Raw genomic sequence first — 23689 nt, 5'->3', positions numbered from 1 at the left:
AACGCTGTTCTGGAATACTCAGTCGGATTTGGCCCGGCTGATGTATTCGCGGGTGCGGGTATCGACGCGAATTTTCTCGCCCTGGTTCAGGAACAGCGGCACGCGCACCACAGCACCGGTCGACAGCGTTGCCGGCTTGGAGCCACCGGTGGCGGTGTCGCCTTTCAAACCTGGATCGGTTTCCACCACTTCCAGCTCGATGTGGTTCGGCGGGGTGACCGAAATGGGGTCGCCGTTGTACAGGCAGACCACGTAGGTTTCCTGTTCTTTCAGCCAGTCTTTGGTGTCGCCGACGGCGGCGGCATCGGCCGGTAACTGCTCGAACGAGCCGTCGGTTTTCATAAAGTGCCAGAACTCGCCGTCTTCGTAGAGGTATTCCATGTCGATGTCCATAACATCGGCGGACTCGACGGATTCACCGGATTTAAAGGTGCGTTCCCACGTACGACCGGTTTTCAGGTTCTTCAGTTTGACCCGGTTGAAGGCCTGACCTTTACCGGGTTTCACAAACTCGTTTTCGACGATGGTGCAAGGGTCGCCCTCGAGCATCACTTTCAGCCCTGAACGAAATTCATTGGTAGAATAGGAGGCCATGACCTGTCCTGATTGCCTGGAAATTCAAGAGGAGCGTATGTTAACCGAGTTCGAGCCCGCTGTGGACTCCCCCGCCCTGATTTCGATTGACGCCCTCCCCGACTGGCAAAGCGACCTGAAAAACGCCGTGCGTTCGGTGTCGCAGTTACTGGACCTGCTGGCGTTAACGGCGGCCGATTTGGACAGGCCCGCGCTGGCCGAGGCTGAGTTTCCGCTGCGTGTGCCCTTGAGTTTTGTGCGCCGGATGCGCCATCAAGACCCGCACGATCCGCTGTTGCGTCAGGTGTTGCCGAGCGCGGCAGAGATTGATCCGCAGCCGGGTTTTCAAGACGATCCGCTGGCCGAACGCGAGCACGCGCCAGCGCCCGGTGTGGTGCACAAATACCGTGGCCGCGCGCTGGTGATTACCACCCAGGCCTGCGCGGTGCATTGCCGCTACTGTTTCCGTCAGCATTTTCCCTACGCCGATAACCGCTTAAGCCCGGCGCAATGGCAAAGCGCGCTGGATTACTTAGCCAGCCAGGATGATCTGCACGAAGTGATTTTCAGCGGTGGTGATCCGCTCAGTTTGCCCAATGACCGACTGGCCGAGTTAATCGCCGATCTGGAACGCTTGCCGAACCTGACCACGCTGCGCATTCACAGCCGCACACCCATTGTGATGCCGTCACGCATCGATGCCGGCTTGCTGCGGTTGCTAAAAGAGACACGCCTGAAAACCGTGCTGGTGGTGCACGCCAATCACGCTCAGGAAATTAACGACGAAGTCCGGCAAGCGCTGGCGCCGCTGCGTCAAAATGGCACTTTATTGCTGAACCAGGCGGTGCTGTTGGCGGGCGTGAACGATTCGATCGCAGCGCTGACCGACTTGAGCCAGGCGTTGTTTAACGCCGATGTTCTGCCGTATTACCTGCATCAGCTCGACCCAGTGCGCGGCGCCGCGCACTTTGATGTACCGGACGATCGAGCCCGGCAGTTATGGCGCGATCTGCAAGCCAGTCTGCCCGGTTATCTGGTGCCGCGTTTGGTGCGCGAAGTGCCGGGCGATGCCGGCAAGCGCTGGCTGAATCAGTAGATGTCCTGGTCGCGGAAGCCGAGCAGATAGAGCACGGCGTCCAAGCCCAAGGTTGAGATGGAATGGCGTGCGCTCTCACGCACCAGCGGTTTGGCGCGAAAGGCGATGCCAAGGCCGGCTTCCGACAACATCGGTAAGTCGTTGGCGCCGTCACCGACGGCGATGGTTTGCTCCAGCTTAATGCCTTCGCGCTGCGCCAGTTCGCGCAGCAATTGCGCTTTGCGCGCGCCATCGACAATGGTGCCGCTGACGTTGCCGGTCACCTTGCCATCGACAATTTCCAGCTCGTTGGCGTAGACGTAATCGATGCCCAATTTGCGCTGCAGATAATGACCGAAATAAGTAAAGCCGCCGGATAAAATAGCGGTTTTAAACCCGTAAGCTTTGAGTGTGCCGATCAAGCGTTCGGCGCCTTCGGTCAGCGGCAGCTTCTCGGCAATGTCTGCCAGCACGCTTTCATCCAGCCCTTTTAGCAACGCCAGCCGCTCGCGGAAACTGGCCTGAAAATCCAGCTCACCGGCCATGGCGCGTTCGGTAATGGCGACCACCTGATCGCCGACGCCGGCGGCGTGCGCCAGCTCGTCAATCACTTCGGCTTCGATCAGCGTTGAATCCATATCGAAACAGACCAGACGACGGTTGCGGCGGTAAACGGAATCGAGTTGGAAGGCGACGTCGATATCGAAGCGGGCGCTGATATCCAGAAACGCCTGGCGCAAGGCAGCATCGTCGGCCGGTTGGCCGCGCAAGGTCAGCTCGATGCAGGCCTGGCCCACGTCATCGGCCTGGTCGAGCGCGATGCGGCCGGTCAGACGGGTGATGTCCTGAATGTTCAGGCCCTGTCTGGAGACTTCGCGCGATACCCAGGCCAGTTGCTCAGCGCTGATGCGCCGCGCCAGCAGCGTCAGCACGTAGCGATCTTTGCCTTGCTGGCTGACCCAGTCGCTGTAGGCGTCGTCGCTGACCGGGGTAAAGCGGGCGTCGATGCCTAAATCGTGGGCGCGAAACAGAATTTCTTTCAACAGGGCCGAGGTGTCTTCGCCGTCGGGCAACTTCAGCAGCATGCCCAGCGACACCTGGTCGTGAATGACGGACTGCCCTAAATCAAGCAAGGTGACGCCGAACTGCGCCAGCGTCTCGGTCAGGTCGGCGGTCAGGCCCGGGCGGTCATGACCACTGACCTTGAGCATCAGGATGGTACTCAAGGACGAGCTCCGTCAGTTGGGCTCAGCCCTTAATGTTTTCCAGCGTTTGCAACGCCTGGTCGGCAACCTGTTCCAGCTTGGCGATCAGGTCTTCGGTTTCGTGGGTCGACAACGCGCGGTAGCGATCCGGGCCCATCAGAAACAGACCGTGTTTGATTTCTTTCAACTGGGCAGCCAGTTGGTTGGCGGCATCACTCATGGGACATCCTCTCAACATCGATTGGGCGGACCGGCCTGATAAGCCGGGCGGTTCTTTAAAGCGACGAATACCGCTACCATTGCGCCCTTGGATCGACAGTCCATTCAACCGACTGTCGCTCCGGGGGGCCCCCTAGCGGAGGCGATATTGTATCGACCAGACTGAATTATTCCACCATGCATGCTCTGCGTTGGCTCTGGCAGCCATTGACCGCCTTCGCACTGGCCATTTTGGTCGTGCTCAATCTGTTGCTCGCCTGGCTGTGGTATGTGCCAGCGCTGAATGCCATCGACCAAACCCAGCAGCGCCTCGGCGAAAGTCTGGCACGGACTCTGGCTTTTGATATCGCCGCGCCCTTGCAGCGTAGCGATCGCCTGGCAATCAGCCTGTTGCTTAATCGCACCGCCGAAGAACCCTTAGTGGCCTCGGCCTCGCTCAGCGCCGCCGATCAGAATTTAACGCTCAACTCCCGGCCGGTCGGCCCCGAACCACTGGACCCAGTGGCCTTTGAACATCCGGTTCATTTTGAATCGACGCTGCTTGGCCAGGCCGAAATTCAACTCGATCAACGTCTGTTGATTCAATGGCGCACCCGCACTCAACGTTCCTGGTTTTTGTTCAATCTGCTGGCGCTGGCCAGCGCTGGTGGACTGATTTTCTGGCGCAGCCAGATTCAGGACGCCACCACCGGCAAGCTGGCACGACAGCTGAGTGAGCATCTGCCGGGCTGGCGGGCTCAGTTCAGCGGCCCGCCGGAAGCGCAACTGAAGGCGTTAGTCGCGCGGTTGAGCAATTCGCTCGATTCCAACAGTCAGGTGTTGCGTACCCTGGCGACTGCGAGCAGCGACGGCGAAGCCGAACGCCTGTTGGAACAGGTGCATCTGGCGGGCGAACAGGGTGCCTATTGCGACGTCGCCTTGCTCCATGTGCAGTGCCATAACTGGGACGCCATGACGCGCCACTACGACGCCCACCAACTGCAAAGCCTGTGGGCGCGCTACGAAAACCTGATCACTCAGGTCGGTGAACTTTACGGCGGGGTGTTGCTGCCCGAAGGTTTTACGTTGGTGTTCGGTCTGGGTGATGACGAGCACTTCGCCATGCACGCGGTCAGCGCTGCGCGCGTCCTGCAACTGGCGATTCTGCAAAGCCAGCGCGAACATCCGGCGTTGCAACCGGCCTTTGGTTTTTCGTTAAGTGCCGGTCCGGCGTTTGTTTCGCGCACCACCAAGCACGGCCTGCCGTTGCCGCTGGTCGCCGGCGATGCGGCCCAGTGGCTGCAACAGGTCAGCGCCCAACAACCGCGTGGCGCCATCTATCTGGCTGAACCGATGTTGCAGTACCAGGAAGTGAACCAGAGCATCGAGGTCTCTTTGCTGCGCGACATTACGCTCAGCGACGGCGGTCGTTTGGAAGTCTGGGAGCTTGATGCCATTGCCGGCCATCGCGATCGTTTGCTGGCGTCTCAGGCGCACACATTGGTCGAGCGCTTGCGATGACCGTCAGCGCCCGCAAGCTGGCCTGGCTGGTTATCACACTGACGCTGTTGTCGGCCTTTTGCGCGCTGAGCGTGGGGCCATCGAGCCTGACCACAGCCGATGTCTGGCAGTCGCTGGTCCAGCCGGGCGTCGGTGTCGACAGCCTGATCGTCTGGCAGATTCGCCTGCCGCGTCTGCTGCTGGCGCTCTGTGTGGGCGCTTTGCTCGGTATCAGCGGCGCCCTGATTCAGGGTTTGTTTCGCAATCCTTTGGCGGAACCTGGACTGATGGGCGTTTCCAGTGGTGCCACCCTGGCGGTTGTCGCCACGCTGATTTTTGCACCGGCCCTGCTGACGATGTTGCCGCCTGCTTTGCAAACACTGAGCCGGCCCGCCACGGCCTTTATCGGTGGTTTAATCGCCACTCAACTGGTGATGCTGCTCGGCCGCGACAGCGCCAGTTCACCGCTGCGGCTGATCCTCGCGGGTGTCGCCTTTAACATGGTGGCCGCAGCCGGTTTGGGGCTGTGCTCCTATCTCGCCAGCAACGAACAACTGCGCACCCTCACCTTCTGGACGCTGGGCTCCTTCGGCGCTGCAACCTGGTCAGCGGTGGTGGTCACCGCCACGGTGTTGATAACCATCACCCTGCTGGCCTGGCCGCTGCACAAACCCTTGAATGCCCTCTTGCTGGGCGAATCCGAGTGTCGCCATCTGGGCTTTGATGTGCCACGGCTGAAACGCCAGGTGATTTATCTGTGTGCCGCCGGTGTCGGCGCCGCCGTCGCCTTTACCGGCATCATCGGCTTTATCGGCCTGGTCGTGCCGCATATGGTGCGTCTGCTGGTGGGCCCGGACCATCGCCGGGTGTTGCCGCTGAGTTTGGGCTTTGGTGCCTTGCTGACGCTTTGGGCCGATTGGCTGGCGCGCCTGGTGATCAGCCCGGCTGAATTACCGGTCGGCATTATCACCGCCCTGCTCGGCGGACCCTTCTTTATTTTCCTGATCCATCGCCAACGGAATGCCGGGTTATGAGTCTGACGGGCGAGCGTTTGCAATTGCAGCTGTCTCCCGGCCGCGCCGCACTGGACGAGGTTTCCGTTCAGCTCGACGCCGGCGAAGTGCTGGCGCTGATCGGCCAGAACGGCGCGGGCAAATCGAGCCTGCTGAATCTGCTCAGTGGCGAGCGCACCCCAAACGCCGGCCAGGTATGCCTGCACGACCAGGCCATCAACGACTGGCGCGGTGAAGACAGGGCGCGTCTGCTCGCGGTGCTGCCTCAGCAACACTCTTTAAATTTCGCCTTTCGCGTGGCTGAAGTGGTGGCGCTGGGTCGCTACCCCCACGCCACCGGCAAACGCCGCGACGACAGCATCGTCGCCGAGGCCATGGCACTGTGTGAATTAACCGACCTGGCGCAGCGCAATATTCACGAAATCAGCGGTGGCGAACGCCAGCGCGTCCACCTGGCACGAGTGCTGGCGCAAATCTGGGACGCCCAGCCGGAAGGCCATCGTTTTCTGTTACTGGATGAACCCGCCGCCAGCCTCGACCTGCATCATCAACAGATGCTGTTTCAGGCGGTGCGTGGTTTTGCCCGGCGCGGTGTAGGTGTGCTGCTGGTGGTGCACGATCTGAATTTGGCGGCACGCTACGCCGACCGGGTGCTGTTGCTCAATCGCGGTCGGTCAGTATGCACCGGACGACCCACCGAGGTGCTGACCGCGGCAAACATTCAACAACATTTTGGGCTGAGCGTGACGGTGCAGCCGCATCCGCATCACGACTGCCCGCTGATTATCAGTCACTGAACGAATACTGAGGGGAGTACTGAGGAACGTCATGACCGAACTGTGCAACGTTAACGAGCTGGAAGAAGGTCAGTCTCTGGGTTTCGATTTGCCCGATAACCCGGTTTTTGCCGTGCGCAAAGACGATCAGATTTACGTCTACAAAAACAGCTGCCCGCACTTGAATACGGCGCTGGAATTTATGGAAAACCAGTTTCTCGATATGGACGGCGCGCTGATCGAATGCTCCACCCACGGCGCCCTTTTCGAGATTGAAACCGGTCATTGTCTGGTAGGGCCCTGCCAGGGCGAGTATCTGACGCCGGTGGAGTTTGTTGTTCAAAACGATGTAATCGTTTTGACGGGAGACGCTTAGGCGCTTCGCGCCGGGAGCGGAGTGCCGCCCAGACGGGAGACGCTGGATACCGCTATCTGGCGTCTTCCGTCAGCGGAGCGTGCGCCTGGCGTCTCCCGTTAATCGCGTCTCCCAACAAAGGCGGCCAATCTCGCCACCGCCTCCTCCAGCACCGCAACCTCCGCCGTATAGGCAATTCGCACCGCGCTGTTTTCCGTCGCGCCACCGAAGTCGACGCCGGGCGTGATGGCCACGCCGGTTTCTTCCAGCAGTCGATCGCACCAGTCCACCGCATCGTCACCATAGGCCGACATATCGGCGTACAGATAAAAAGCGCCGTCCGGTTGCGCCAGCAAAGGTAAGCCGAGTTCTTCCAGTTTCGGTGCCAAATAATCGCGGCGCTTACGCAGTTCATCGCGACGGGCAAAGCACTCGGCTTCGACCTCAGTGTCAAAAGCTGCCAGGGCGGCGTGTTGCGCCATCGACGGCGCCGATAAATACAGATTCTGTGCCAGCCGTTCCGCCGCTTCGATAGCGTAAGGCGGTACCACCAGCCAACCCAGACGCCAGCCGGTCATGCCGTAGAATTTGGAGAAACTCTGGGTCACCCAGACATCGTCGGTGACGTTCAGCGCCGAAGGTGGCAGTTCATCGGTAAAGCTCAGGCCGTGGTAGATCTCATCGGCAAACAAGGCCAACTGATGACGCTGCGCAAAATTCGCCGCCTGCTGCCATTCATCCAAGGTCAGCACCTGGCCGGTCGGGTTGCAGGGCGATGCCAGCAGCAAGCCCTGGCTGTTCTGCGTCAGCGCAGTTTCCAGCTCGGGCAACGACAATCGCAAGCCTTGCTCAGCCAAGGGCACCGATAGCGGCTTAGCGCCGATTACTTCGAGAAAATTACGATTACAGGGATAACCCGGCTCTGGCAGCAACACCTCGCGACCAGCATCGATGCTGGCCGCGAACGCCAACAGCAAAGCGCTGGAACCGCCGGGCGTCACCAGAATGCGTTCCGGTGCGACTTCAACGCCGTGCCAGCGACGATACCGCTCGGCGATGGCGGCGCGCAGTTCGGGCAAACCGGTCGCCGGTGTATAGCCGGTATGACCATTAGCCAGCGCCGCCTGGCCGGCTTCGATAATGGCTCGCGGGGTACCGAAATCCGGCTCGCCAACGTAGAGCCCAATCACCGAACGCCCCTGGTCAGCCAGCGTCTTGGCACGCGCCAGTATCTGCATCACTTGGAACGGCTGAATTCGGTCGGTGCGGTTGGCTAGCTTCATTGTTGGCGAGTCCATGGCTGGGAAGGTCCGGCGGCATCATGCAGAATGTCAGGCCGAGCTTCAATTGCGGAACCCTGCTACGCATGATCAATACGCCCTATCGCGGCCGCTTTGCGCCGTCACCGACTGGCCCTTTGCATCTGGGTTCGCTGGTGGCGGCACTGGTCAGCTATCTGGATGCCCGCGCGCGTGATGGTGCCTGGCTGGTGCGCATGGAAGATCTGGACCCGCCGCGCGAACAGCCCGGCGCGGCCGCGGCCATTCTGCGCAGCCTGGAAGCGCATGGTCTGCACTGGGAAGGAAGCGTGCGCTATCAAAGCCAGCGCAGCGACGCCTATGAAGCCGCACTGGAACAACTGACGAGCGCCGATCAACTGTTCTGGTGCCGTTGCAGCCGCAAGCAACTGGCCGACCAACCCATCTACCCGGGCAACTGCCGTGACTGTCGTCAGCCGAGAACGGACGCCGCCATTCGCTGGCAGGTACCCGAGGTCATTGAACGTTTCAGTGATCGCTATCAGGGTGAACAAAGCGTCGATCTGGCGCGCGAGCTGGGCGATGTGGTGCTGCGCCGTCGCGACGGTCCCTTCGCCTATCAACTGGCGGTGACTGTCGATGACCTCGACCAGGGCATTACCGAGGTGGTGCGCGGCATCGACCTGCTCGACTCCACGCCCTGGCAACGCGCGCTGTTTCGCAGTCTCGGTGCCACGCCGCCGGACTACGCTCACTTCCCGGTCTTGATCGGCGACAACGGCCAAAAACTCAGCAAGCAGAATCACGCTCCGGCGCTGGACGATCGAAAGGCCAGCGCCAATCTGCAACGGGCGCTGCAATGCTTAGCGCTGGATGTTGCGGCCGACACCCCCGAGCAAATGCTGGTCGCCGCTGAACAGCACTGGTCTGATCGTCGCCTCGATGGCCGTGTCGAGCTAAGGCTGGAACGCTGAGCGGACAGCAGTGCCACCGCTCACTGGCAAAAGCCAATATCCCCGCCTAACCTTGAACCAGACTCTTGTGAGAACTGCCATGTTTGAGGTCAATGCATTTCTCGCCAGACGCTTGCTGGCCGCCATCACCCTGGGTGTGGCCTGCGCCATTCTGGTGACGATATTGATGCAGTCCTGGACGCTGACGCGGACCATGGAAGGCTTGCGCGACCAGAACGTCGATGCCTCACTGAGTAATATGTTGCCGCTGATCAACGAATCCATCTGGGCGTTCGACAGCGCCAATGTCGAGCGCGCCGCCGAGGCGCTGCTGCGCGACCCTTACATCTCCGGCGTGGCGATACGCTCGGTGGAGGGAGAGATTGATCTGCAACTGGGCGATCTGGCCGGCCAGAATCCGGACTGGCTGCAACCGGCCGACTCGCGCACCGAACAACTCACCGAAACCGCCCTGATCATCGCCACGCCGGTAGAGCACGAATTCAACGGCAGTTTGACCACCATTGGCTGGATTTATCTGCGTTCGGAAAACGAATTGATCCGCAACCAGGTGGGCCTGGTTTTGGGCGGCGCGCTGGTGTCGGCCATTGTCGCCATCATCGCCTTGCTGGGCGCTTTGTACTGGGTGGTGCAGCATCTGGTGGCGCGACCCATCCGCCATTTCAGCGACTATGTGCAACGCATCTCGCCTCGGGACGTCACCCAGTGGAGCCAGCAGCGCGAACCCTTGCTGGAAGGTCGCAACGACGAAATCGGTCAGCTCTATGAGGTGTTCAACCGCCAGCACGACAGTCTGGTCGAACGCGACAGAGCCTTGCGTCGGCACCAGGACAATCTGGAAAAAATCGTCGCCGAACGCACCGAGCAGTTGCAACAAAGCAACCGCAGCCTGACCGACTCGCTCGATAAATTAAAAATTGCTCAGGAAGAATTGCTGCAGAGCGAAAAACTGGCGTCGCTGGGCAATCTGGTCAGCGGCGTGGCGCATGAGGTGAACACACCGCTGGGCATTTCCATCACCGCCGCCAGCCACCTGACCTCCGAAGCGCGACTGGCGCAGCGGGCGCTGCAGGGTAATGAGCTGAAAAAGTCCGATCTGGAGCGTTTCTTTAATGAATGTCTGGAAACCGGCGATTTGCTGTCGGCCAACCTCGACCGCGCCGCCCAGCTGATTCGCTCCTTCAAACAGGTGGCGGTCGACCAGACCAGCGAAGAACAACGCCGCATCAATCTGCACGCCTACATTGATGAAGTGCTGGCCAGTTTGCGACCCAAGTACAAGACCGCACCGGTGGAGATCATTAATGATATCGACCCGGACATCACCACGCGGCTGTCACCGGGTGCGCTGGCGCAGGTGGTTACCAATCTGGTGATCAACTCACTGCTGCACGGTTTTGACGACGGCCAACGCGCCGGCCAGATTCGTTTTTCCAACGCTCCGGCCGGTTCCAACAGTCTGGCACTGCTGTACGAAGACGACGGTCAGGGCATGAGCGAGGAAACCCTGAAACACATCTTCGACCCCTTTTACACCACGCGCCGCTCCAGCGGCGGCAGTGGTTTGGGAATGAACATCGTGTTCAATCTGGTAACCGGTAAATTGGGCGGGCGCATTCAGATACACAGCCCGCCGCACGACGGCTGCCGCTTCCGCATCACGCTGCCGCTGGAGCCGGCAGCTGAGCCAGTGGAGGATGCTTAGCATGAGTGACGAACTGATCTTTGCTGAAGAACAATCTCAAGACGGTCCGAGCGACCAAAAACCCTGGAAAGTGCTGATTGTCGATGACGACGATGAGGTACACACCATCACCACTCTGGCGTTGCGTAACTTCCAGTTCGATGGCCGGCCATTGCAGTTTCACCACGCCTACAGTGCGGCCGAGGGCATCGAACAGGTACGCAACCACCCTGACCTGGCGCTCTGTCTACTCGATGTGGTGATGGAAACCGAGCACGCCGGTCTGGATATGGTCGAGGTGATTCGCGACCAGTTGCGCAACTCCTTTACCCGCATCGTGCTGCGTACCGGCCAGCCCGGCCAGGCACCGGAAGAAACCATCATCGCCGATTACGACATCAACGATTACAAAGAGAAAACCGAACTGACGCGTAGCAAGATGCACACCCTGATGTATTCGTGCCTGCGCTCCTACCGCGACATTCTGGCGCTGGAGCGCAACCGCCAGGGGCTGGAGCGCATCCTCAACGCCTCGACGGCGCTGCAGCAACATGCCTTTATCCAGGATTTTGCGCACGGCATTCTGGAGCAGATTTCCGCCATCCTCTCGCCCGATGAAGATGCGCTCTATGCGCTGTGCGAAGGCGTTGCTGCGCATGAGCAGTTCGGTCGCCTGACGGTGCTCGCCGGCACCGGCCAATACAATCACCAGGTGGGTCAGCCGGTGGCGGATCTGCTGCCGGTCAGTGCTCAGTCATTTATCAAAAGTCTGGATACCGGCTTTCGTGCCCAGCAACTCGATGGTGGCTATCTGTGTCTGTACCGCTCCAGCGAGATGCATCTGAGCGTGCTGTTTCTGAACGGACTGGTGGTGCGCAATTCAATGGAGCGCCATCTGCTGGAAGTGTTTTGCCAGAATGCGTTAACCGCCTTTGAGAACCTGGCGCTGCGCACCGAACTGGAAGACAGCCAGCGCGAGGTGGTCTATCTGCTCGGTGATGCGGTTGAGCATCGCTCGCGCGAGACCGGCCAGCACCTGCGCCGGGTGGCTGAGATCAGTTATCTGCTGGCGCAAAAAGCCGGTCTGCCCAGCACCGAAGCACGACTGATTCGCGAGGCCGCACCACTGCATGACTTAGGCAAGATTGCCATTCCGGACGCTATCCTGAACAAGCCCGGAGCGCTCGACCCCGACGAGTGGGCGGTGATGAAAACCCACGCTCAATGCGGCTATGACCTGCTCAGCCACACCGATAAACCGATCCTGAAAATGGGCGCCCAGATTGCGCGTGAACACCACGAACGCTGGGACGGCAAAGGTTACCCACGCGGCCTCGCCGGCGAAGACATCAGCATCGGCGGACGCATTACCGCCCTGGCGGATGTCTTCGATGCGCTGTCCAGCCGCCGTTGTTATAAAGAGCCCTGGGCGCTGGAAGAGGTTAAGGGGCTGTTTGCCGGCGAACGCGGCAAGCACTTCGACCCGCAACTGGTCGATCTGTTGCTGGCCAATTTTGATGAATTCGCCGAGATCAAACGCCGCTATCCAGACCCCAGCTGAACGCTCTGTGTCTTAGCGTTCGCGAACGGCGGCGTGCTTACCTTCAAACGCCTGCGGCAGTGCTCTTACCTTCGACCGCCTGCGGCGGGTCCTCTTACCTTGGACCGCCTAGGGCGGGTGCTCTTACCTTGGACCCCGCCTAGGGCGGATGCTCTTACCTTGGACCGCCTAGGGCGGATGCTCTTACCTTGGACCGCCTAGGGCGGTACTATGGCCGCCGCATAGTGAACGCTGGTCCCGATGTCTCTTTCCATTCTGCTGAAATTACTGATTCTGCCGCTCTATCTGCTGCTGCCCTTTACGCTGGGTTGGGCGGGTCGTAGCGATTTGTGGCCGCTGCCGTTTTTAATCTGGGCCGGGCTGATCGCCATCAACGGCCTGGCTGAATATCTGCGGAGCCGGCGCTGATGGTGTTTCGCTGGGAACTGCTGCTGACCGTCGGTCTGGGCTATCTGCTGGTGCTGTTTTTGATCGCCTACGCCGCCGAGCGCGGCTGGGTGCCGCAGCGCCTGACCCAGCATCCGCTGGTCTATGTGTTGTCGATCGGCGTCTACTGCAGCGCCTGGGCGTTTTACGGCAGCGTCGGTCTGGCCTACGAAGTCGGTTATGGCTATCTGGCTTACTACCTCGGCATGGCCGTGGCGCTGATGTTTTCCGCCATCATTCTGCGTCCGGTACACGAGCTGGCGCGCAGCTATCAACTGGCCTCCCTGGCCGATCTGTTCGCCTTTCGTTATCGCAGCCGCTGGGCCGGCCTGGTCACGGCGCTCGGCGTGCTATTGGCGATGTTGCCCTTGCTGGCGCTGCAGATTCAGGCCATCACCGACACCCTGACCCGGCTCGATCCGCAAACCCAGGCCAAACCGCTGGCACTGCTGATCTGTGTGATTTTGCTGGCGTTTTCGGTGCTCTTCGGTGCCCGCGATGTGACTCCAAGTGAAAAACACCCGGGGCTGATTTTCGCGCTGGCATTTGAATCGGCCTTCAAACTGATTGTGCTGCTGGTGCTGGGTGCGGTCGCCCTAAGTCATCTGTTCGGTGGCTGGTCCGGCTTGCTGGAATGGCCGGCGAGTCTGCCGGTTAACCGCGCCATCGAACCCTTGCAACCGGTGCAGTGGTTTTCACTGCTGCTGATGTTTATCGCTGCACCGCTGGTGTTGCCGCATCTGTTCCAGTTGCTGTTTCGGGAAAACGCCGACCCGCGCCGGCTGCGGCTGGTGGCCTGGGCGGTACCGATTTATCTGCTGTTAATGGCCTTGCCGATCATGCCGATTTTCTGGGCTGGCATGAGTCTGGGCGCGCCGGTGAATCCGGAATATTTCTCGCTCGGTCTGGGCCTGGTGCTGGAACAACCCTGGCTGGTCTGGCTGGCGTTTCTGGGTGGTCTGTCCGCCGCCGCCGGCATTACTGTGCTGGCGTCCATCGCCCTGGCGTCGATGGCGCTGAATCATCTGGTGCTGCCGTTCCACAAGCCCAGCTTCGATACCGATGTTTACCGCTGGCTGCTGTGGGTGCGGCGCCTGCTGATCGGCGTGGTGATCGGCCTGTCTTACTGTCTGTATCTGTTTTTGGGGCAGTTGCAGAACCTGTCGTCACTGGGCATCACCGCCTTTACTGGCTTGCTGCAACTGCTGCCGGGCATTCTCGGCCTGCTGTTCTGGGCTGGCGCCAACCGCAAAGGCTATATCGCCGGCATGTTGGTCGGTTTGGGGGTTTGGACCATCAGCCTGTTGGTACCGCTGGTCACCGACAGCCTGCATCTGACCAATCGGTTGCCGTTGCAATTCGCGCTGCACACCGATCATTGGTCGATGACCACCCTCAGTTCGCTGGCGCTGAATACCCTGGTCTTTATCCTGGTTTCGGTCTTTACCCGCACCAGTCCGGAAGAGCAGGAAGCGGCCCAGACCTGTGTCATCACTTCGGTTGACCGCCGTCATCGCCTGCCGCTGAAAGCGCGCAATGCCGAAGAATTTATCGAATCGCTGAGCCGGCCCTTGGGTCGCATCATGGCCGAGCGTGAAGTGAAGCGCGCCTTGAAAACGCTGGGCTTTCCGCTCGGTGAATACCGGCCCTACGCACTGCGCCGATTACGCGACACCATCGAAGCCAATCTGTCCGGCCTGATGGGCCCCAGTGTTGCTCAAGCCCTGGTAGCACGGGCGCTGCCGTACGAGCAAAGCGGTACCATCGAGCGCGACGACATTCATTTCTTCGAGCAAAAACTCGATGGCTTCCACCATCAATTGACCGGTATGGCGGCGGAGCTGGACCGGCTGCGGCGCCACCATCGCGAGACGCTCTACAACCTGCCCATCGGTGTCTGTCACCTGGCCAACGACGGCGAAATATTGCTGTGGAACCGGGTGATGGCGGAGATGACCGGCATCAGCGAGAACGAAGCCATCGGCGCGCGCCTGGACAGTCTGCCGACTAACTGGCACGACCTGCTGCACGATTTTATTCAAAGCGGCGCCAGCAAGGTCACGGTCGAACAACCCGATGTCCAGGGCCCCGGCAAGCGCTGGTTCAGCCTGCATCAGGCGCCTGGCCCGGTGCGGCTGTCGATGAACGAAGGTCAGGTGGTGCTGCTCGAAGACGAAACCGAGCACAAATTGCTGGAATCGGAACTGGTGCATTCGGAGCGGCTGGCGTCGATTGGCCGGCTGGCCGCGGGTGTGGCGCATGAGATCGGCAACCCCATCACCGGCATCGATTGTCTGGCGCAGGATCTGCGCTACGTCACCGATCCGACAGAGCAACAGCAGATTGCCGATCAGATTCGCGATCAGGCCAAGCGCGTCACCCGCATCGTACGTTCGCTGGTGAATTTCGCCCACGCCGGCCAGCAGGACGACAGCAAGAGCGAGCATCAGCCTTATCCGCTGCGCCAGGTGGTGCAGGACGCCATCGATCTGCTGTCGTTGTCGCACAGCCAGACCGTCGAGTTCGATAACCAGATCGACCCGGAACTGGTGCTGCTGTGCGAGCCGCAGCGGCTCAGCCAGGTGTTTATCAATCTGCTCGGTAACGCCCGCGATGCCAGCCCGGCGGGTGAGACCGTTGTTATCAGCGCCACCGTGGACGGCGAAAGCGTGCTGGTGGAAGTGGTTGACCGCGGCAGCGGCATCGATGAAGCGGTGATCGATCACGTCTTCGATCCATTCTTCACCACCAAGGAAGTCGGCAAAGGCACTGGCCTTGGGCTGTTTCTGGCCTACACCATCGTCGAGGAACACTACGGCCATATCAGCGTCGAGAGCCCGGCTTTCCACGCCGACAAGCTTGGCACTCGTTTCACAATTCGGTTACCCTTGCACACCCTGTTACCAGAGGTAACAGGCGAGACCGAATCTGACTAGGTCACCGGACGGCTTTCCCAGCCCGGTGCCAGCGCTAACAGCGACGCCCACCGGGCGATCTGACGGAGGCCAAGATGAGCGACATCCTCGTTGTTGAAGACGAAAGCATCATCCGCTCGGCACTGAAACGCCTGCTGGAACGTCACCAGTACCGAGTGACCGAAGCCGAATCCGTCACCGAAGCCAGCCAGCACGACCTGAACCGCTTCAACCTCATCATCACCGACCTGCGCCTGCCCGGCGCCCCAGGCACCGATCTGATCGAGATGGCCAAGTCCGTCCCGGTGCTGATCATGACCAGTTACGCTTCCATGCGTTCGGCCGTCGATGCGATGAAAATGGGCGCCGTCGACTACATCGCCAAACCCTTCGACCATGAAGAGATGGTGCGCACCGTCAGCCGCATCATTAATGAGCAGCGTCGTCAGCAGGTCCGTATCGAGAGCCCGGAGGAGTCTGACAACCCCAATCCGGACGAACCCCAGGCCGCCAGCGTTCTTGGTGATCTGGTGGGTCGCTGCGATGCCATGCAGCAACTCTATAAACGCATCAGGCGGGTCGCACCGGCCGATGTCACCATCCTGATTCACGGTGAATCCGGCACCGGTAAGGAACTGGCCGCCCGCGCCATTCATCAGCACAGCCCGCGCCATGACCAGTCGCTGGTCACCGTCAACTGCGCCGCCATTCCCGAAAGCCTGATCGAGTCGGAACTCTTCGGTCACGAAAAAGGCGCCTTCACCGGCGCCACAGCGGCGCGTCAGGGTCTGGTCGAAGCGGCGGAAGGCGGCACCCTCTTTCTGGATGAAATCGGTGAGTTGCCGATGGAAGCCCAGGCCCGGCTGTTGCGCGTGTTGCAGGAAAGCGAAGTGCGCCGCGTCGGCTCAGTCCATGCGCGTACCGTTGATGTCCGGCTGATCGCCGCGACCCACCGCAACCTCAAACAACTGGTTAAGGAAGGTCGTTTCCGCGAAGACTTGTATTACCGCCTGCAGGTGATCGAAGTCACCCTGCCGCCACTGCGCGAACGCGGCCAGGATGTGCTCGACATTGCTGAACACCTGCTCGCCAAGCACGCCCGCCGCTTGAAGCTCGAAGGTTCGGTGGTGTTGTCGCGTGACGCTCGCGATGCGCTGCTGAAATACGATTGGCCCGGCAACGTGCGCGAACTGGAAAACGCCATTCAGCGTTCCCTGATTCTCTGTGATGACGGTGAAATCGGCCTGGATGAGCTGGGCCTGGATGAAAACGAATGGCAGATTCCGGAATCGCTGGCGGGCCGCGAAAGTGCCGGTAACGACCAGAACAGCAGCAACGAGCTGCAACCGGAAAACGAAGAACTGTCGCTGGAAGACTATTTCCAGCATTTTGTCCTGGAGCACCAGCAAAGCATGTCCGAGACTGAGTTGGCGCAAAAACTCGGCATCAGCCGCAAATCCCTGTGGGAGCGTCGCCAGCGCCTGGGCATTCCGCGCCCGAAAAAGAGTGCCGCGACCGCCAGCTCTTCGCGTTAAAAACGTCCGCTTTCGCTCAGCGTTCCACCGGTCGAACAGCTCCCCAAATGACCGTAACTATCCCGCCCAAAACTTCGTAACAAAACTGACACCTTACGTAACAGATAGACGCTGACGAGCTGTTTACGTTTTAACCACACTTCGCTAACCATTTGTTTAATAAAGATTTTTTATTGTTGGCACGCAGCCTGCTCTTACTAGCGCGCAATGCAGGAAAGACCCGCGAACAAAAACAATAATGGGTCGACCGAGATGCCCTAAAGCGCCCCCACCCAAAAACAACAATAAGGGGGCTGCATTCGGATCCGGACCGCATCGCCTAAAGCGCAAAAACAAAAACAATAAACGCTGAATAACAATAAAAACCGCACTCACAGAGTAAGGCCTCAATAAAAACAACAACGGCCCGCCATTGTACTCTTGCTGCTGAAGCCGGCCTCGTGCCGGCTTTCTCGTCTTTGTCCCCTTCCCCGTCTTTGTCCCGTTCACGAACCATATTTAACCGCCCAAACCACCCGAATCTGCGGCGCTGCGGACAGCTTCGCGCCGGTCATGGAGAACAGCCGTCAGTTCCGCTAAACTGCGCCCTTCGTTTTTCGTTGAGAACACAGCCCTCGCATGGTCGTAGAATGGATTAAGCGCTGGTTGCCCGCCAAAGGCCCGGCGCAGGCACTGCAGACGGTGACGCGTGATCACCATCGTATCTCCCGCAAGGACATCAGCCCGAACGCACTTAAGGTGCTGTATCGTCTGCAAAATGCCGGCTATCAGGGCTATCTGGTCGGCGGCTGTGTCCGTGACCTCCAGCTGGGTTTAAAACCCAAAGATTTCGACGTCGCCACCGACGCCACACCCGAACAGGTGCGCAAGCTGTTCAGCAATTCCCGCCTGATTGGCCGTCGTTTCAAGATCGTGCACGTCACCTTCGGCCGCGAAATCATCGAAGTCACCACCTTCCGCGGCCGTGCTGGCGATGCCGGACCGGGCGAGCAAAAACAATCGAACGAAGGCCTGCTGCTGCGTGACAACGTTTACGGCAGCCTCGAAGAAGACGCCGAACGTCGCGACTTCACCGTCAATGCGCTCTACTACACCCCCAAAGATTTCTCGCTGCGCGTATACGGCAGCGGCCTGAAAGACCTGGAAAACCAGACCCTACGCATCATCGGCGACCCCTATACCCGTTATCGCGAAGATCCGGTACGGATGATGCGAGCGCTGCGTTTCGCCGCCAAACTCGACTTCGACATCGAACCGCGCACCAGCAAACCCATCGCCGAGTTGGCGCCGCTGCTCAGCCATGTGGCGCCGGCGCGGCTGTTTGATGAAGTCATCAAGATGCTGATGTCCGGCCAGGGTCTGGCAACCTGGCGGCTGATGCGCGAATACGGTCTGGTTGAGCCTTTGTTGCCAGCCACCCACGCGGCTCTGGCGCGCAACAGCGACCGCCCTTACAACCGCTTTATCGAACAGGCGTTGATCAACACCGACGATCGCATCAATCGCGGTCGTCCGGTCACGCCCGCCTTCTTGTACGCGGCGCTGCTGTGGCCGGCGGTGCGCGAAGATGCCGAACATCGCATCGATATGGGCAGCCCGGAAGTACCGGCCTGGCAGCAGGCCATGGCGCAGGTAGTGGCCGACCAGGTGCGTTCCATCACCATTCCCAAGCGTTTCTCGCTGCCGATGAAAGACATCTGGGAATTGCAGCTGCGCCTGCCCAAGCGCACCCCCAAACGTGCCGAGCAAACCGCGGCTCATCCGCGTTTCCGCGCCGGTTACGACTTCCTGCTGGTGCGTGAACGCTCCGGCGAACAGCCGGGCAATCTGGGTCACTGGTGGACCGATTATCAGGAACAGAACCCCGATGTCCGCGCGGCTATGGCACGCGATACCGCCAATACCAAACCGAAGCGTCGCCGGCGTCGGTCACCGGCGTCCAACAGTTCCGAGTCGTGAGTCAGGCCTGGATTGCGCTGGGCAGTAACCTGGGTGATTCCGGTGCCTTGCTCGACCAGGCGCTGGAACAAATCGCCCAACTGCCCGACAGCCAATTGGTGGCGCGCTCAAAGCGTTATCGCACCGCGCCGGTTGGCGGCCCCGAACAGCCGGACTTCCTTAACGCCGCCTGCCTGCTTGAAACCCGACTGAGCCCGATCGAACTGCTGCGCGCCTTGCAGCAACTGGAACAGCGCGCTGGCCGCGTGCGTCATGAACGCTGGGGGCCGAGAACCCTGGATCTGGACATCATCGCCTTCGACGATCTGCAATCGGATGACCCAAAGCTGACCCTGCCCCACCCGCGTGCCCACCAGCGCGCCTTCGTGCTCTACCCGCTGGCCGATCTTAATCCACAACTGCTGATTGCCGGTCGCAGCGTACAAAACTGGCTCGACAGCGTTGCCGATCAGTCCATAAAGCGGCTGCCAGACTGACTGCTCACCTCGATTGACACTTTGATGACAAGCGTTGCTTGACTTGCTCGGACCAAATCGCAACCATTCGCACCCTCTTCAGCGACAACGCCCGGTACCATGGCCAAAACCAAGACAACGGCGAGCCTGCAAAAAAAGGTCGCCGAGGGTGAGAAATTCACCGTTCTGACCGCTTACGACGCCACCTTCGCCCACCGATTCTCCGAATGGGGCATCGATGTATTGCTGATCGGCGACTCCCTGGGCAACGTGATTCAGGGCCAGCAAACCACTCTGCCGGTGACCATGGACGACATGGTTTATCACACCGCCAACGTGGCGCGCGGCAACCAGGGCGCCCTGCTGATGGCCGACCTGCCGTTCAACAGCTACGGCAGCGTCGAGCAATGCCTGCACAACGCCGGCCGAGTGATGCAGGCCGGTGCGCAGATGGTCAAAATTGAAGGCGGTGCCTGGCTCGCCGAGCACATCACTGCGTTAAGCCGCATGGGCATTCCCAGCTGCATTCATCTGGGTCTGACGCCTCAGGCGGTCAACAAGCTCGGTGGTTTTAAGGTGCAGGGCCGCGACGAAGCGGCCGCCCAGGCGATGATCAACGACGCCCTGGCGGCGGTCGATGCCGGTGCCGATATGCTGTTGCTCGAATGCGTGCCGTCGGCACTCGGCAAAGCCATTACTGAGGCGGTTTCAGTGCCGGTGATCGGCATTGGCGCCGGCCCGGATACCGACGCTCAGGTATTGGTCAGCTACGATATGCTCGGTTTCAATCCGCATCGCATGGCCAAGTTCGTCAAAAACTACATGGCCGACAACGACAGCATTGAAGCGGCGGTCACCGCCTACATTCGCGATGTCACCAGCGGCGCCTTCCCCGGCCCGGAACACAGCTTTGAATAACGTTCCCAGCGCGAGAGAGAATCTGCGATGAAAACCGTCGATAACCTGGCGCAGCTGCGCACCAGCCTGGCCGAACTGCGCCAGGGCGGCAAAACGGTGGCCTTCGTGCCCACCATGGGCAACCTGCACGAAGGCCATATGCGGCTGGTGACCGAGGCGCGCAAAAACGCCGACATCGTGGTCGCGTCCATCTTCATCAACCCAACTCAGTTTGGCGAAAACGAAGACCTGTCCGGCTACCCGCGCACCCTGGAAGAAGACAAAAAACGACTGATCGCCGAAGGCTGTCAACTGCTCTATACCCCGACCACGGCCATCATGTATCCCGAACCGGATCTGACTCGCGTCGACGTCAAACACATCACCACCTTGCACTGCGGCGCCAGTCGTCCCGGCCATTTTGTCGGCGTCGCCACCATCGTGCTCAAGCTGTTTAACCAGGTGCAGCCGGATGTTGCCGTCTTTGGCCTCAAGGATTATCAGCAGTTCACCGTGCTGAAGATGATGGTCGATAATCTGTTCCTGCCGATTCGCATGATCGGCGTCGATACCGGTCGCGCCGACGACGGCCTGGCGCACAGTTCACGCAACAATTACTTAACCTCGGATGAGCGCGAACGCGCACCCAAGCTGTACCAAATCCTCAGGGAAACGGCGACAGCCATCGAAGCCGGCGACAACCACTTCGCGCAACTGACCCGCCAGGCCAAGGAACGCCTGACCGAAGCCGGCTTCACGCCGGATTACTTCAATATCAGCCGCCGTCTTGACCTGGAACCGGCCGGAGATGATGACCGCCAACTGGTTATCCTCGCCGCTGCGTTTTTAGGAAAGGCGCGACTGATCGACAACATCCAGCTCGATCGCTGATTCCAGAATCGCGCTGACTGCGTTCCCAAGGTGGAGATTGATCCATGCAACTGAACATGCTCAAAGCCAAGCTGCATCAGGCCCGTGTCACCCATGCGGTACCCGATTATGAAGGCTCCTGTGCCATCGGCGGTGACCTGCTCGATATGGCCGGCATTCACGAATACGAACAGATCCAGATCTACAACATCACCAATGGCGAACGCTTCACCACCTACGCCATTCGCGGCGAAGACGGTTCCGGCATTATTTCGGTCAACGGCGCCGCGGCACACAAGGCGTCGGTCGGCGACGTCATCATCATCTGCGCCTACGCCGTGCTCGACGAAGCCGAACTGCCTCAGTTCAAACCGAGCATGCTCTATATGAACGCCGACAACAGCGTCAGCCACACCAGCAACGCCATCCCCGTTCAGTTCGCCTGATTTTTGTTTGATGGCCGCCAAGGGCGGCCATTGCTTTTCAGCATCTCCCGTCCGACGTCTCCCACCCAAAAATGTAGTTTTCTTTCACCCCACGGTGGTCTTGCCCTGCTTTTTGTCATTAAATGACAGCCCGTTTGGCCACCTTGAAGCGTGGCTCAACGCCTTCATTTTCCAGTCACAGAACCGATCAAAGTGAGCCAAGCCATGTCCTACGATCCGACGCAACTGAGCACCTGGCAGAAACTGAACGAACACAAAAAGCGCGTTGAACCGCTGCATCTGCGCGATCTATTTGCTGAAGACCCGCAACGCGGTCCGCGTTTGACCGTCTCTGCCGCCGGTCTGGATCTGGATTACTCAAAAAACCGCATCACCGATGAAACCCTGGCCGAACTGATGGCACTGGCGCGCGAAGCCGGTCTGCCCAAAGCCATCGAAGGCATGTTCAAGGGTGAGGTGATCAATCGCTCGGAAAACCGTCCGGCGCTGCACATCGCTTTACGCAACCGCAGCAATCACCCGATCAAGGTCGGCGATGAAGACATCACCGCCACCGTCAACGACACCTTAAAACGCATGCGCGCTTTTGCTGAATCGGTGCACAGTGGCGAGTTCGCTGGCTACACCGGCAAGAAACTGCGCACCATTGTGAACATCGGTATCGGCGGTTCCTTCCTTGGGCCTAAGGTGGTGTCCGACGCGCTCAAACCTTACTGGCAAGACGGCTACGAGCTGCGTTACATCGCCAATATCGACGGCACCGATGTCACCGAAACCTGCCGCGATCTGGACCCGGAAACCACCCTGTTCGTGGTCGCCTCGAAAAGTTTCGGCACGTTGGAAACACTGAAAAATGCGCAAGCCGCGCGCGACTGGTTTTTACGTCAGGGCGGCAAGCCGGACGATGTGAAACATCACTTCGTCGCCGTGTCCACCAACGTTAAAGCCGCCACCGAATTCGGCATCGACGAAGCCAATATGTTTCCGATGTGGGACTGGGTCGGCGGGCGCTATTCGCTGTGGTCGGCCATTGGTCTGGCGCAGTCGATCGTGCTCGGTTTCGATGTGTTCGAACAACTGCTCAGCGGCGCGCACGCCATGGATGAACACTTCCGCACCACTGGCCTGGAACACAACCTGCCGGTGATCATGGGCATGCTGGGCGTCTGGTATCACAACTTTTTCGGTGCCGAAACGCAGGCGGTGCTGACCTATGATGAAACGCTGAAAGATCTGCCCAATCACCTGCAACAGGTGGATATGGAATCCAACGGCAAGAGCGTGACTCAGGATGGCAAGCCGGTCAGTTGGTCCACCGGCCCGGTGATCTGGGGTGGCACCGGCACCAACGGCCAGCACGCTTACCACCAGTTATTGCACCAGGGCACGCGCTTGATCCCGGCCGATTTCATCATGCCGCTGACCAGCCACAACCCGGTCGATGATCATCATCAGTGGTTATTTGCCAACTTCCTCGGCCAGCAACAGGCCATGCTCGAAGGCAAGACCGAAGCCGAAGTCATGGCTGAACTGACGGCCAAAGGCATGAGCGAAGCCGAAGCTCGGGAAGTGGCGCCGCACAAGGTGATCGCCGGTAACCGACCCTGCAATACCCTTATCTTTGAAAAACTGACGCCGGAAATTCTCGGTGCGCTGATTGCGCTCTATGAACACAAAGTTTTTGTACAAGGCGTTATCTGGGGCGTGAATTCGTTCGACCAGTGGGGTGTTGAGTTGGGCAAGGTGCTCGGCAACAGCGTTTTCGAGGCGCTCTCCACTGGCAATACCGATGGCTATGATTCGTCGACCGCTGTATTAATCAAACGATTTCGCGACAACCAAACCAATTAAACCTTTCTAATTTCCCGCCGATATACCGCTAGCCCAGATAGTATCTGGGCTAGCGAATCTCTTTCTATTTTAAAAATCGTTTGAATAGCCGTGTGAACACTCTAGAATTGTCTACACTTTATAGGCAGCCAGTGTGGAGTCGGCGGCCCGTTCTGACGGTAT

Annotated in this window: 21 protein-coding genes; 17 read left to right on the top strand and 4 right to left on the bottom strand. The window is 59.7% G+C overall.

Annotated features, from left to right (window positions below):
- Positions 1-18: 18 nt before the first annotated feature.
- Positions 19-594, bottom strand: coding sequence for an elongation factor P (efp, locus tag ACXAE6_RS09760; RefSeq protein WP_475146961.1), 576 nt, complete (start codon positions 592-594; stop codon positions 19-21).
- A 37-nt stretch (positions 595-631) separates the two neighbouring features.
- Here efp and epmB point away from each other — a divergent pair, with 37 nt between their 5' ends.
- Positions 632-1669, top strand: a complete 1038-nt coding sequence (epmB, locus tag ACXAE6_RS09755; protein ID WP_475146958.1) for an EF-P beta-lysylation protein EpmB — start codon at positions 632-634, stop codon at positions 1667-1669.
- On the opposite strand, the gene serB is transcribed toward epmB, so the two are convergent.
- Positions 1663-2874, bottom strand: a complete 1212-nt coding sequence (gene serB, locus ACXAE6_RS09750) for a phosphoserine phosphatase SerB (protein WP_475146955.1) — start codon at positions 2872-2874, stop codon at positions 1663-1665. The two genes, epmB and serB, sit on opposite strands and share 7 nt — an antisense overlap.
- A 22-nt stretch (positions 2875-2896) precedes the next feature.
- Entirely contained in the window at positions 2897-3073 is a 177-nt protein-coding gene (locus ACXAE6_RS09745; protein ID WP_475146952.1) for a hypothetical protein, read from the bottom strand.
- Positions 3074-3249: 176 nt separating this feature from the next.
- On the opposite strand from ACXAE6_RS09745, the gene ACXAE6_RS09740 reads away from it, so the two are divergent.
- Genes ACXAE6_RS09740 through ACXAE6_RS09725 form a run of 4 tightly spaced genes read left to right on the top strand, consistent with a single transcriptional unit; the run spans position 3250 to position 6716 of the window.
- On the top strand, positions 3250-4572 hold the full coding sequence (locus ACXAE6_RS09740) for a hypothetical protein (RefSeq protein ID WP_475146947.1): 1323 nt from the start codon (positions 3250-3252) through the stop codon (positions 4570-4572).
- The gene (locus ACXAE6_RS09735) at positions 4569-5585 is read left to right on the top strand and encodes a FecCD family ABC transporter permease (RefSeq protein WP_475146945.1); all 1017 of its coding nucleotides are present in this window, start codon (positions 4569-4571) and stop codon (positions 5583-5585) included. The genes ACXAE6_RS09740 and ACXAE6_RS09735 overlap by 4 nt, the downstream gene beginning before the upstream one ends.
- Entirely contained in the window at positions 5582-6361 is a 780-nt protein-coding gene (locus tag ACXAE6_RS09730; RefSeq protein ID WP_475146942.1) for a heme ABC transporter ATP-binding protein, read from the top strand. The genes ACXAE6_RS09735 and ACXAE6_RS09730 overlap by 4 nt, the downstream gene beginning before the upstream one ends.
- Positions 6362-6392: 31 nt before the next feature.
- Positions 6393-6716 carry a Rieske (2Fe-2S) protein gene (locus ACXAE6_RS09725; protein WP_475146938.1) on the top strand — a complete coding sequence of 108 codons (324 nt, stop codon included), beginning with the start codon at positions 6393-6395 and terminating at the stop codon, positions 6714-6716.
- A 98-nt stretch (positions 6717-6814) separates the two neighbouring features.
- On the opposite strand, the gene ACXAE6_RS09720 is transcribed toward ACXAE6_RS09725, so the two are convergent.
- Complete coding sequence (locus ACXAE6_RS09720; protein WP_475146935.1) at positions 6815-7978, bottom strand: aminotransferase class I/II-fold pyridoxal phosphate-dependent enzyme; 1164 nt, start codon at positions 7976-7978, stop codon at positions 6815-6817.
- A 38-nt stretch (positions 7979-8016) separates the two neighbouring features.
- Between ACXAE6_RS09720 and gluQRS the strand changes: the two genes are divergently transcribed.
- The 12 genes from gluQRS (at position 8017) to pgi (ending at position 23527) form a co-directional block, all read left to right on the top strand.
- Positions 8017-8928, top strand: a complete 912-nt coding sequence (gene gluQRS, locus ACXAE6_RS09715; protein WP_475146930.1) for a tRNA glutamyl-Q(34) synthetase GluQRS — start codon at positions 8017-8019, stop codon at positions 8926-8928.
- Between the two features lie 79 nt (positions 8929-9007).
- Entirely contained in the window at positions 9008-10633 is a 1626-nt protein-coding gene (locus ACXAE6_RS09710; RefSeq protein ID WP_475146926.1) for a sensor histidine kinase, read from the top strand.
- A 1-nt stretch (position 10634) separates the two neighbouring features.
- Entirely contained in the window at positions 10635-12173 is a 1539-nt protein-coding gene (locus tag ACXAE6_RS09705) for a DUF3369 domain-containing protein (RefSeq protein ID WP_475146923.1), read from the top strand.
- Positions 12174-12413: 240 nt separating this feature from the next.
- Positions 12414-12581, top strand: a complete 168-nt coding sequence (locus ACXAE6_RS09700; protein WP_392802131.1) for a hypothetical protein — start codon at positions 12414-12416, stop codon at positions 12579-12581.
- On the top strand, positions 12581-15535 hold the full coding sequence (locus tag ACXAE6_RS09695) for a sensor histidine kinase (protein ID WP_475146920.1): 2955 nt from the start codon (positions 12581-12583) through the stop codon (positions 15533-15535). Before ACXAE6_RS09700 ends, ACXAE6_RS09695 begins: the two co-directional genes overlap by 1 nt.
- 74 nt (positions 15536-15609) lie before the next feature.
- On the top strand, positions 15610-17049 hold the full coding sequence (locus tag ACXAE6_RS09690; RefSeq protein WP_475146917.1) for a sigma-54-dependent transcriptional regulator: 1440 nt from the start codon (positions 15610-15612) through the stop codon (positions 17047-17049).
- A 618-nt stretch (positions 17050-17667) separates the two neighbouring features.
- The gene (gene pcnB / locus ACXAE6_RS09685; protein ID WP_475146912.1) at positions 17668-19008 is read left to right on the top strand and encodes a polynucleotide adenylyltransferase PcnB; all 1341 of its coding nucleotides are present in this window, start codon (positions 17668-17670) and stop codon (positions 19006-19008) included.
- Positions 19005-19484 (top strand): 2-amino-4-hydroxy-6-hydroxymethyldihydropteridine diphosphokinase, encoded by a 480-nt coding sequence (folK, locus tag ACXAE6_RS09680; protein WP_475146907.1) that lies wholly within the window; start codon positions 19005-19007, stop codon positions 19482-19484. The genes pcnB and folK overlap by 4 nt, the downstream gene beginning before the upstream one ends.
- 99 nt (positions 19485-19583) lie before the next feature.
- On the top strand, positions 19584-20381 hold the full coding sequence (panB, locus tag ACXAE6_RS09675) for a 3-methyl-2-oxobutanoate hydroxymethyltransferase (RefSeq protein WP_475146904.1): 798 nt from the start codon (positions 19584-19586) through the stop codon (positions 20379-20381).
- A gap of 27 nt (positions 20382-20408) precedes the next feature.
- Positions 20409-21251 (top strand): pantoate--beta-alanine ligase, encoded by an 843-nt coding sequence (gene panC / locus ACXAE6_RS09670; RefSeq protein ID WP_475146902.1) that lies wholly within the window; start codon positions 20409-20411, stop codon positions 21249-21251.
- 44 nt (positions 21252-21295) lie between these two features.
- Positions 21296-21676: an aspartate 1-decarboxylase gene (gene panD, locus ACXAE6_RS09665; RefSeq protein ID WP_392802112.1), complete on the top strand. Its 381-nt coding sequence runs from the start codon at positions 21296-21298 to the stop codon at positions 21674-21676.
- 204 nt (positions 21677-21880) lie between these two features.
- On the top strand, positions 21881-23527 hold the full coding sequence (gene pgi / locus ACXAE6_RS09660; RefSeq protein ID WP_475146897.1) for a glucose-6-phosphate isomerase: 1647 nt from the start codon (positions 21881-21883) through the stop codon (positions 23525-23527).
- Positions 23528-23689: the final 162 nt, after the last annotated feature.

Source organism: Saccharospirillum sp. ABV4_185 (genome assembly GCF_056159245.1).
This window is presented reverse-complemented; position numbering and strand designations above follow the sequence as displayed.

Excerpts from the sequence above, each read along its gene's own strand:
- efp (WP_475146961.1), bottom strand. The coding sequence starts at position 594 with ATGGCCTCCTATTCTACCAATGAATTTCGTTCAGGGCTGAAAGTGATG.
- epmB (WP_475146958.1), top strand. The coding sequence starts at position 632 with ATGTTAACCGAGTTCGAGCCCGCTGTGGACTCCCCCGCCCTGATTTCG.
- ACXAE6_RS09745 (WP_475146952.1), bottom strand. The coding sequence starts at position 3,073 with ATGAGTGATGCCGCCAACCAACTGGCTGCCCAGTTGAAAGAAATCAAA.
- ACXAE6_RS09740 (WP_475146947.1), top strand. The coding sequence starts at position 3,250 with ATGCATGCTCTGCGTTGGCTCTGGCAGCCATTGACCGCCTTCGCACTG.
- ACXAE6_RS09735 (WP_475146945.1), top strand. The coding sequence starts at position 4,569 with ATGACCGTCAGCGCCCGCAAGCTGGCCTGGCTGGTTATCACACTGACG.
- ACXAE6_RS09730 (WP_475146942.1), top strand. The coding sequence starts at position 5,582 with ATGAGTCTGACGGGCGAGCGTTTGCAATTGCAGCTGTCTCCCGGCCGC.
- ACXAE6_RS09725 (WP_475146938.1), top strand. The coding sequence starts at position 6,393 with ATGACCGAACTGTGCAACGTTAACGAGCTGGAAGAAGGTCAGTCTCTG.
- ACXAE6_RS09720 (WP_475146935.1), bottom strand. The coding sequence starts at position 7,978 with ATGAAGCTAGCCAACCGCACCGACCGAATTCAGCCGTTCCAAGTGATG.
- gluQRS (WP_475146930.1), top strand. The coding sequence starts at position 8,017 with ATGCAGAATGTCAGGCCGAGCTTCAATTGCGGAACCCTGCTACGCATG.
- ACXAE6_RS09710 (WP_475146926.1), top strand. The coding sequence starts at position 9,008 with ATGTTTGAGGTCAATGCATTTCTCGCCAGACGCTTGCTGGCCGCCATC.
- ACXAE6_RS09705 (WP_475146923.1), top strand. The coding sequence starts at position 10,635 with ATGAGTGACGAACTGATCTTTGCTGAAGAACAATCTCAAGACGGTCCG.
- ACXAE6_RS09700 (WP_392802131.1), top strand. The coding sequence starts at position 12,414 with ATGTCTCTTTCCATTCTGCTGAAATTACTGATTCTGCCGCTCTATCTG.
- ACXAE6_RS09695 (WP_475146920.1), top strand. The coding sequence starts at position 12,581 with ATGGTGTTTCGCTGGGAACTGCTGCTGACCGTCGGTCTGGGCTATCTG.
- ACXAE6_RS09690 (WP_475146917.1), top strand. The coding sequence starts at position 15,610 with ATGAGCGACATCCTCGTTGTTGAAGACGAAAGCATCATCCGCTCGGCA.
- pcnB (WP_475146912.1), top strand. The coding sequence starts at position 17,668 with ATGGTCGTAGAATGGATTAAGCGCTGGTTGCCCGCCAAAGGCCCGGCG.
- panB (WP_475146904.1), top strand. The coding sequence starts at position 19,584 with ATGGCCAAAACCAAGACAACGGCGAGCCTGCAAAAAAAGGTCGCCGAG.
- panC (WP_475146902.1), top strand. The coding sequence starts at position 20,409 with ATGAAAACCGTCGATAACCTGGCGCAGCTGCGCACCAGCCTGGCCGAA.
- panD (WP_392802112.1), top strand. The coding sequence starts at position 21,296 with ATGCAACTGAACATGCTCAAAGCCAAGCTGCATCAGGCCCGTGTCACC.
- pgi (WP_475146897.1), top strand. The coding sequence starts at position 21,881 with ATGTCCTACGATCCGACGCAACTGAGCACCTGGCAGAAACTGAACGAA.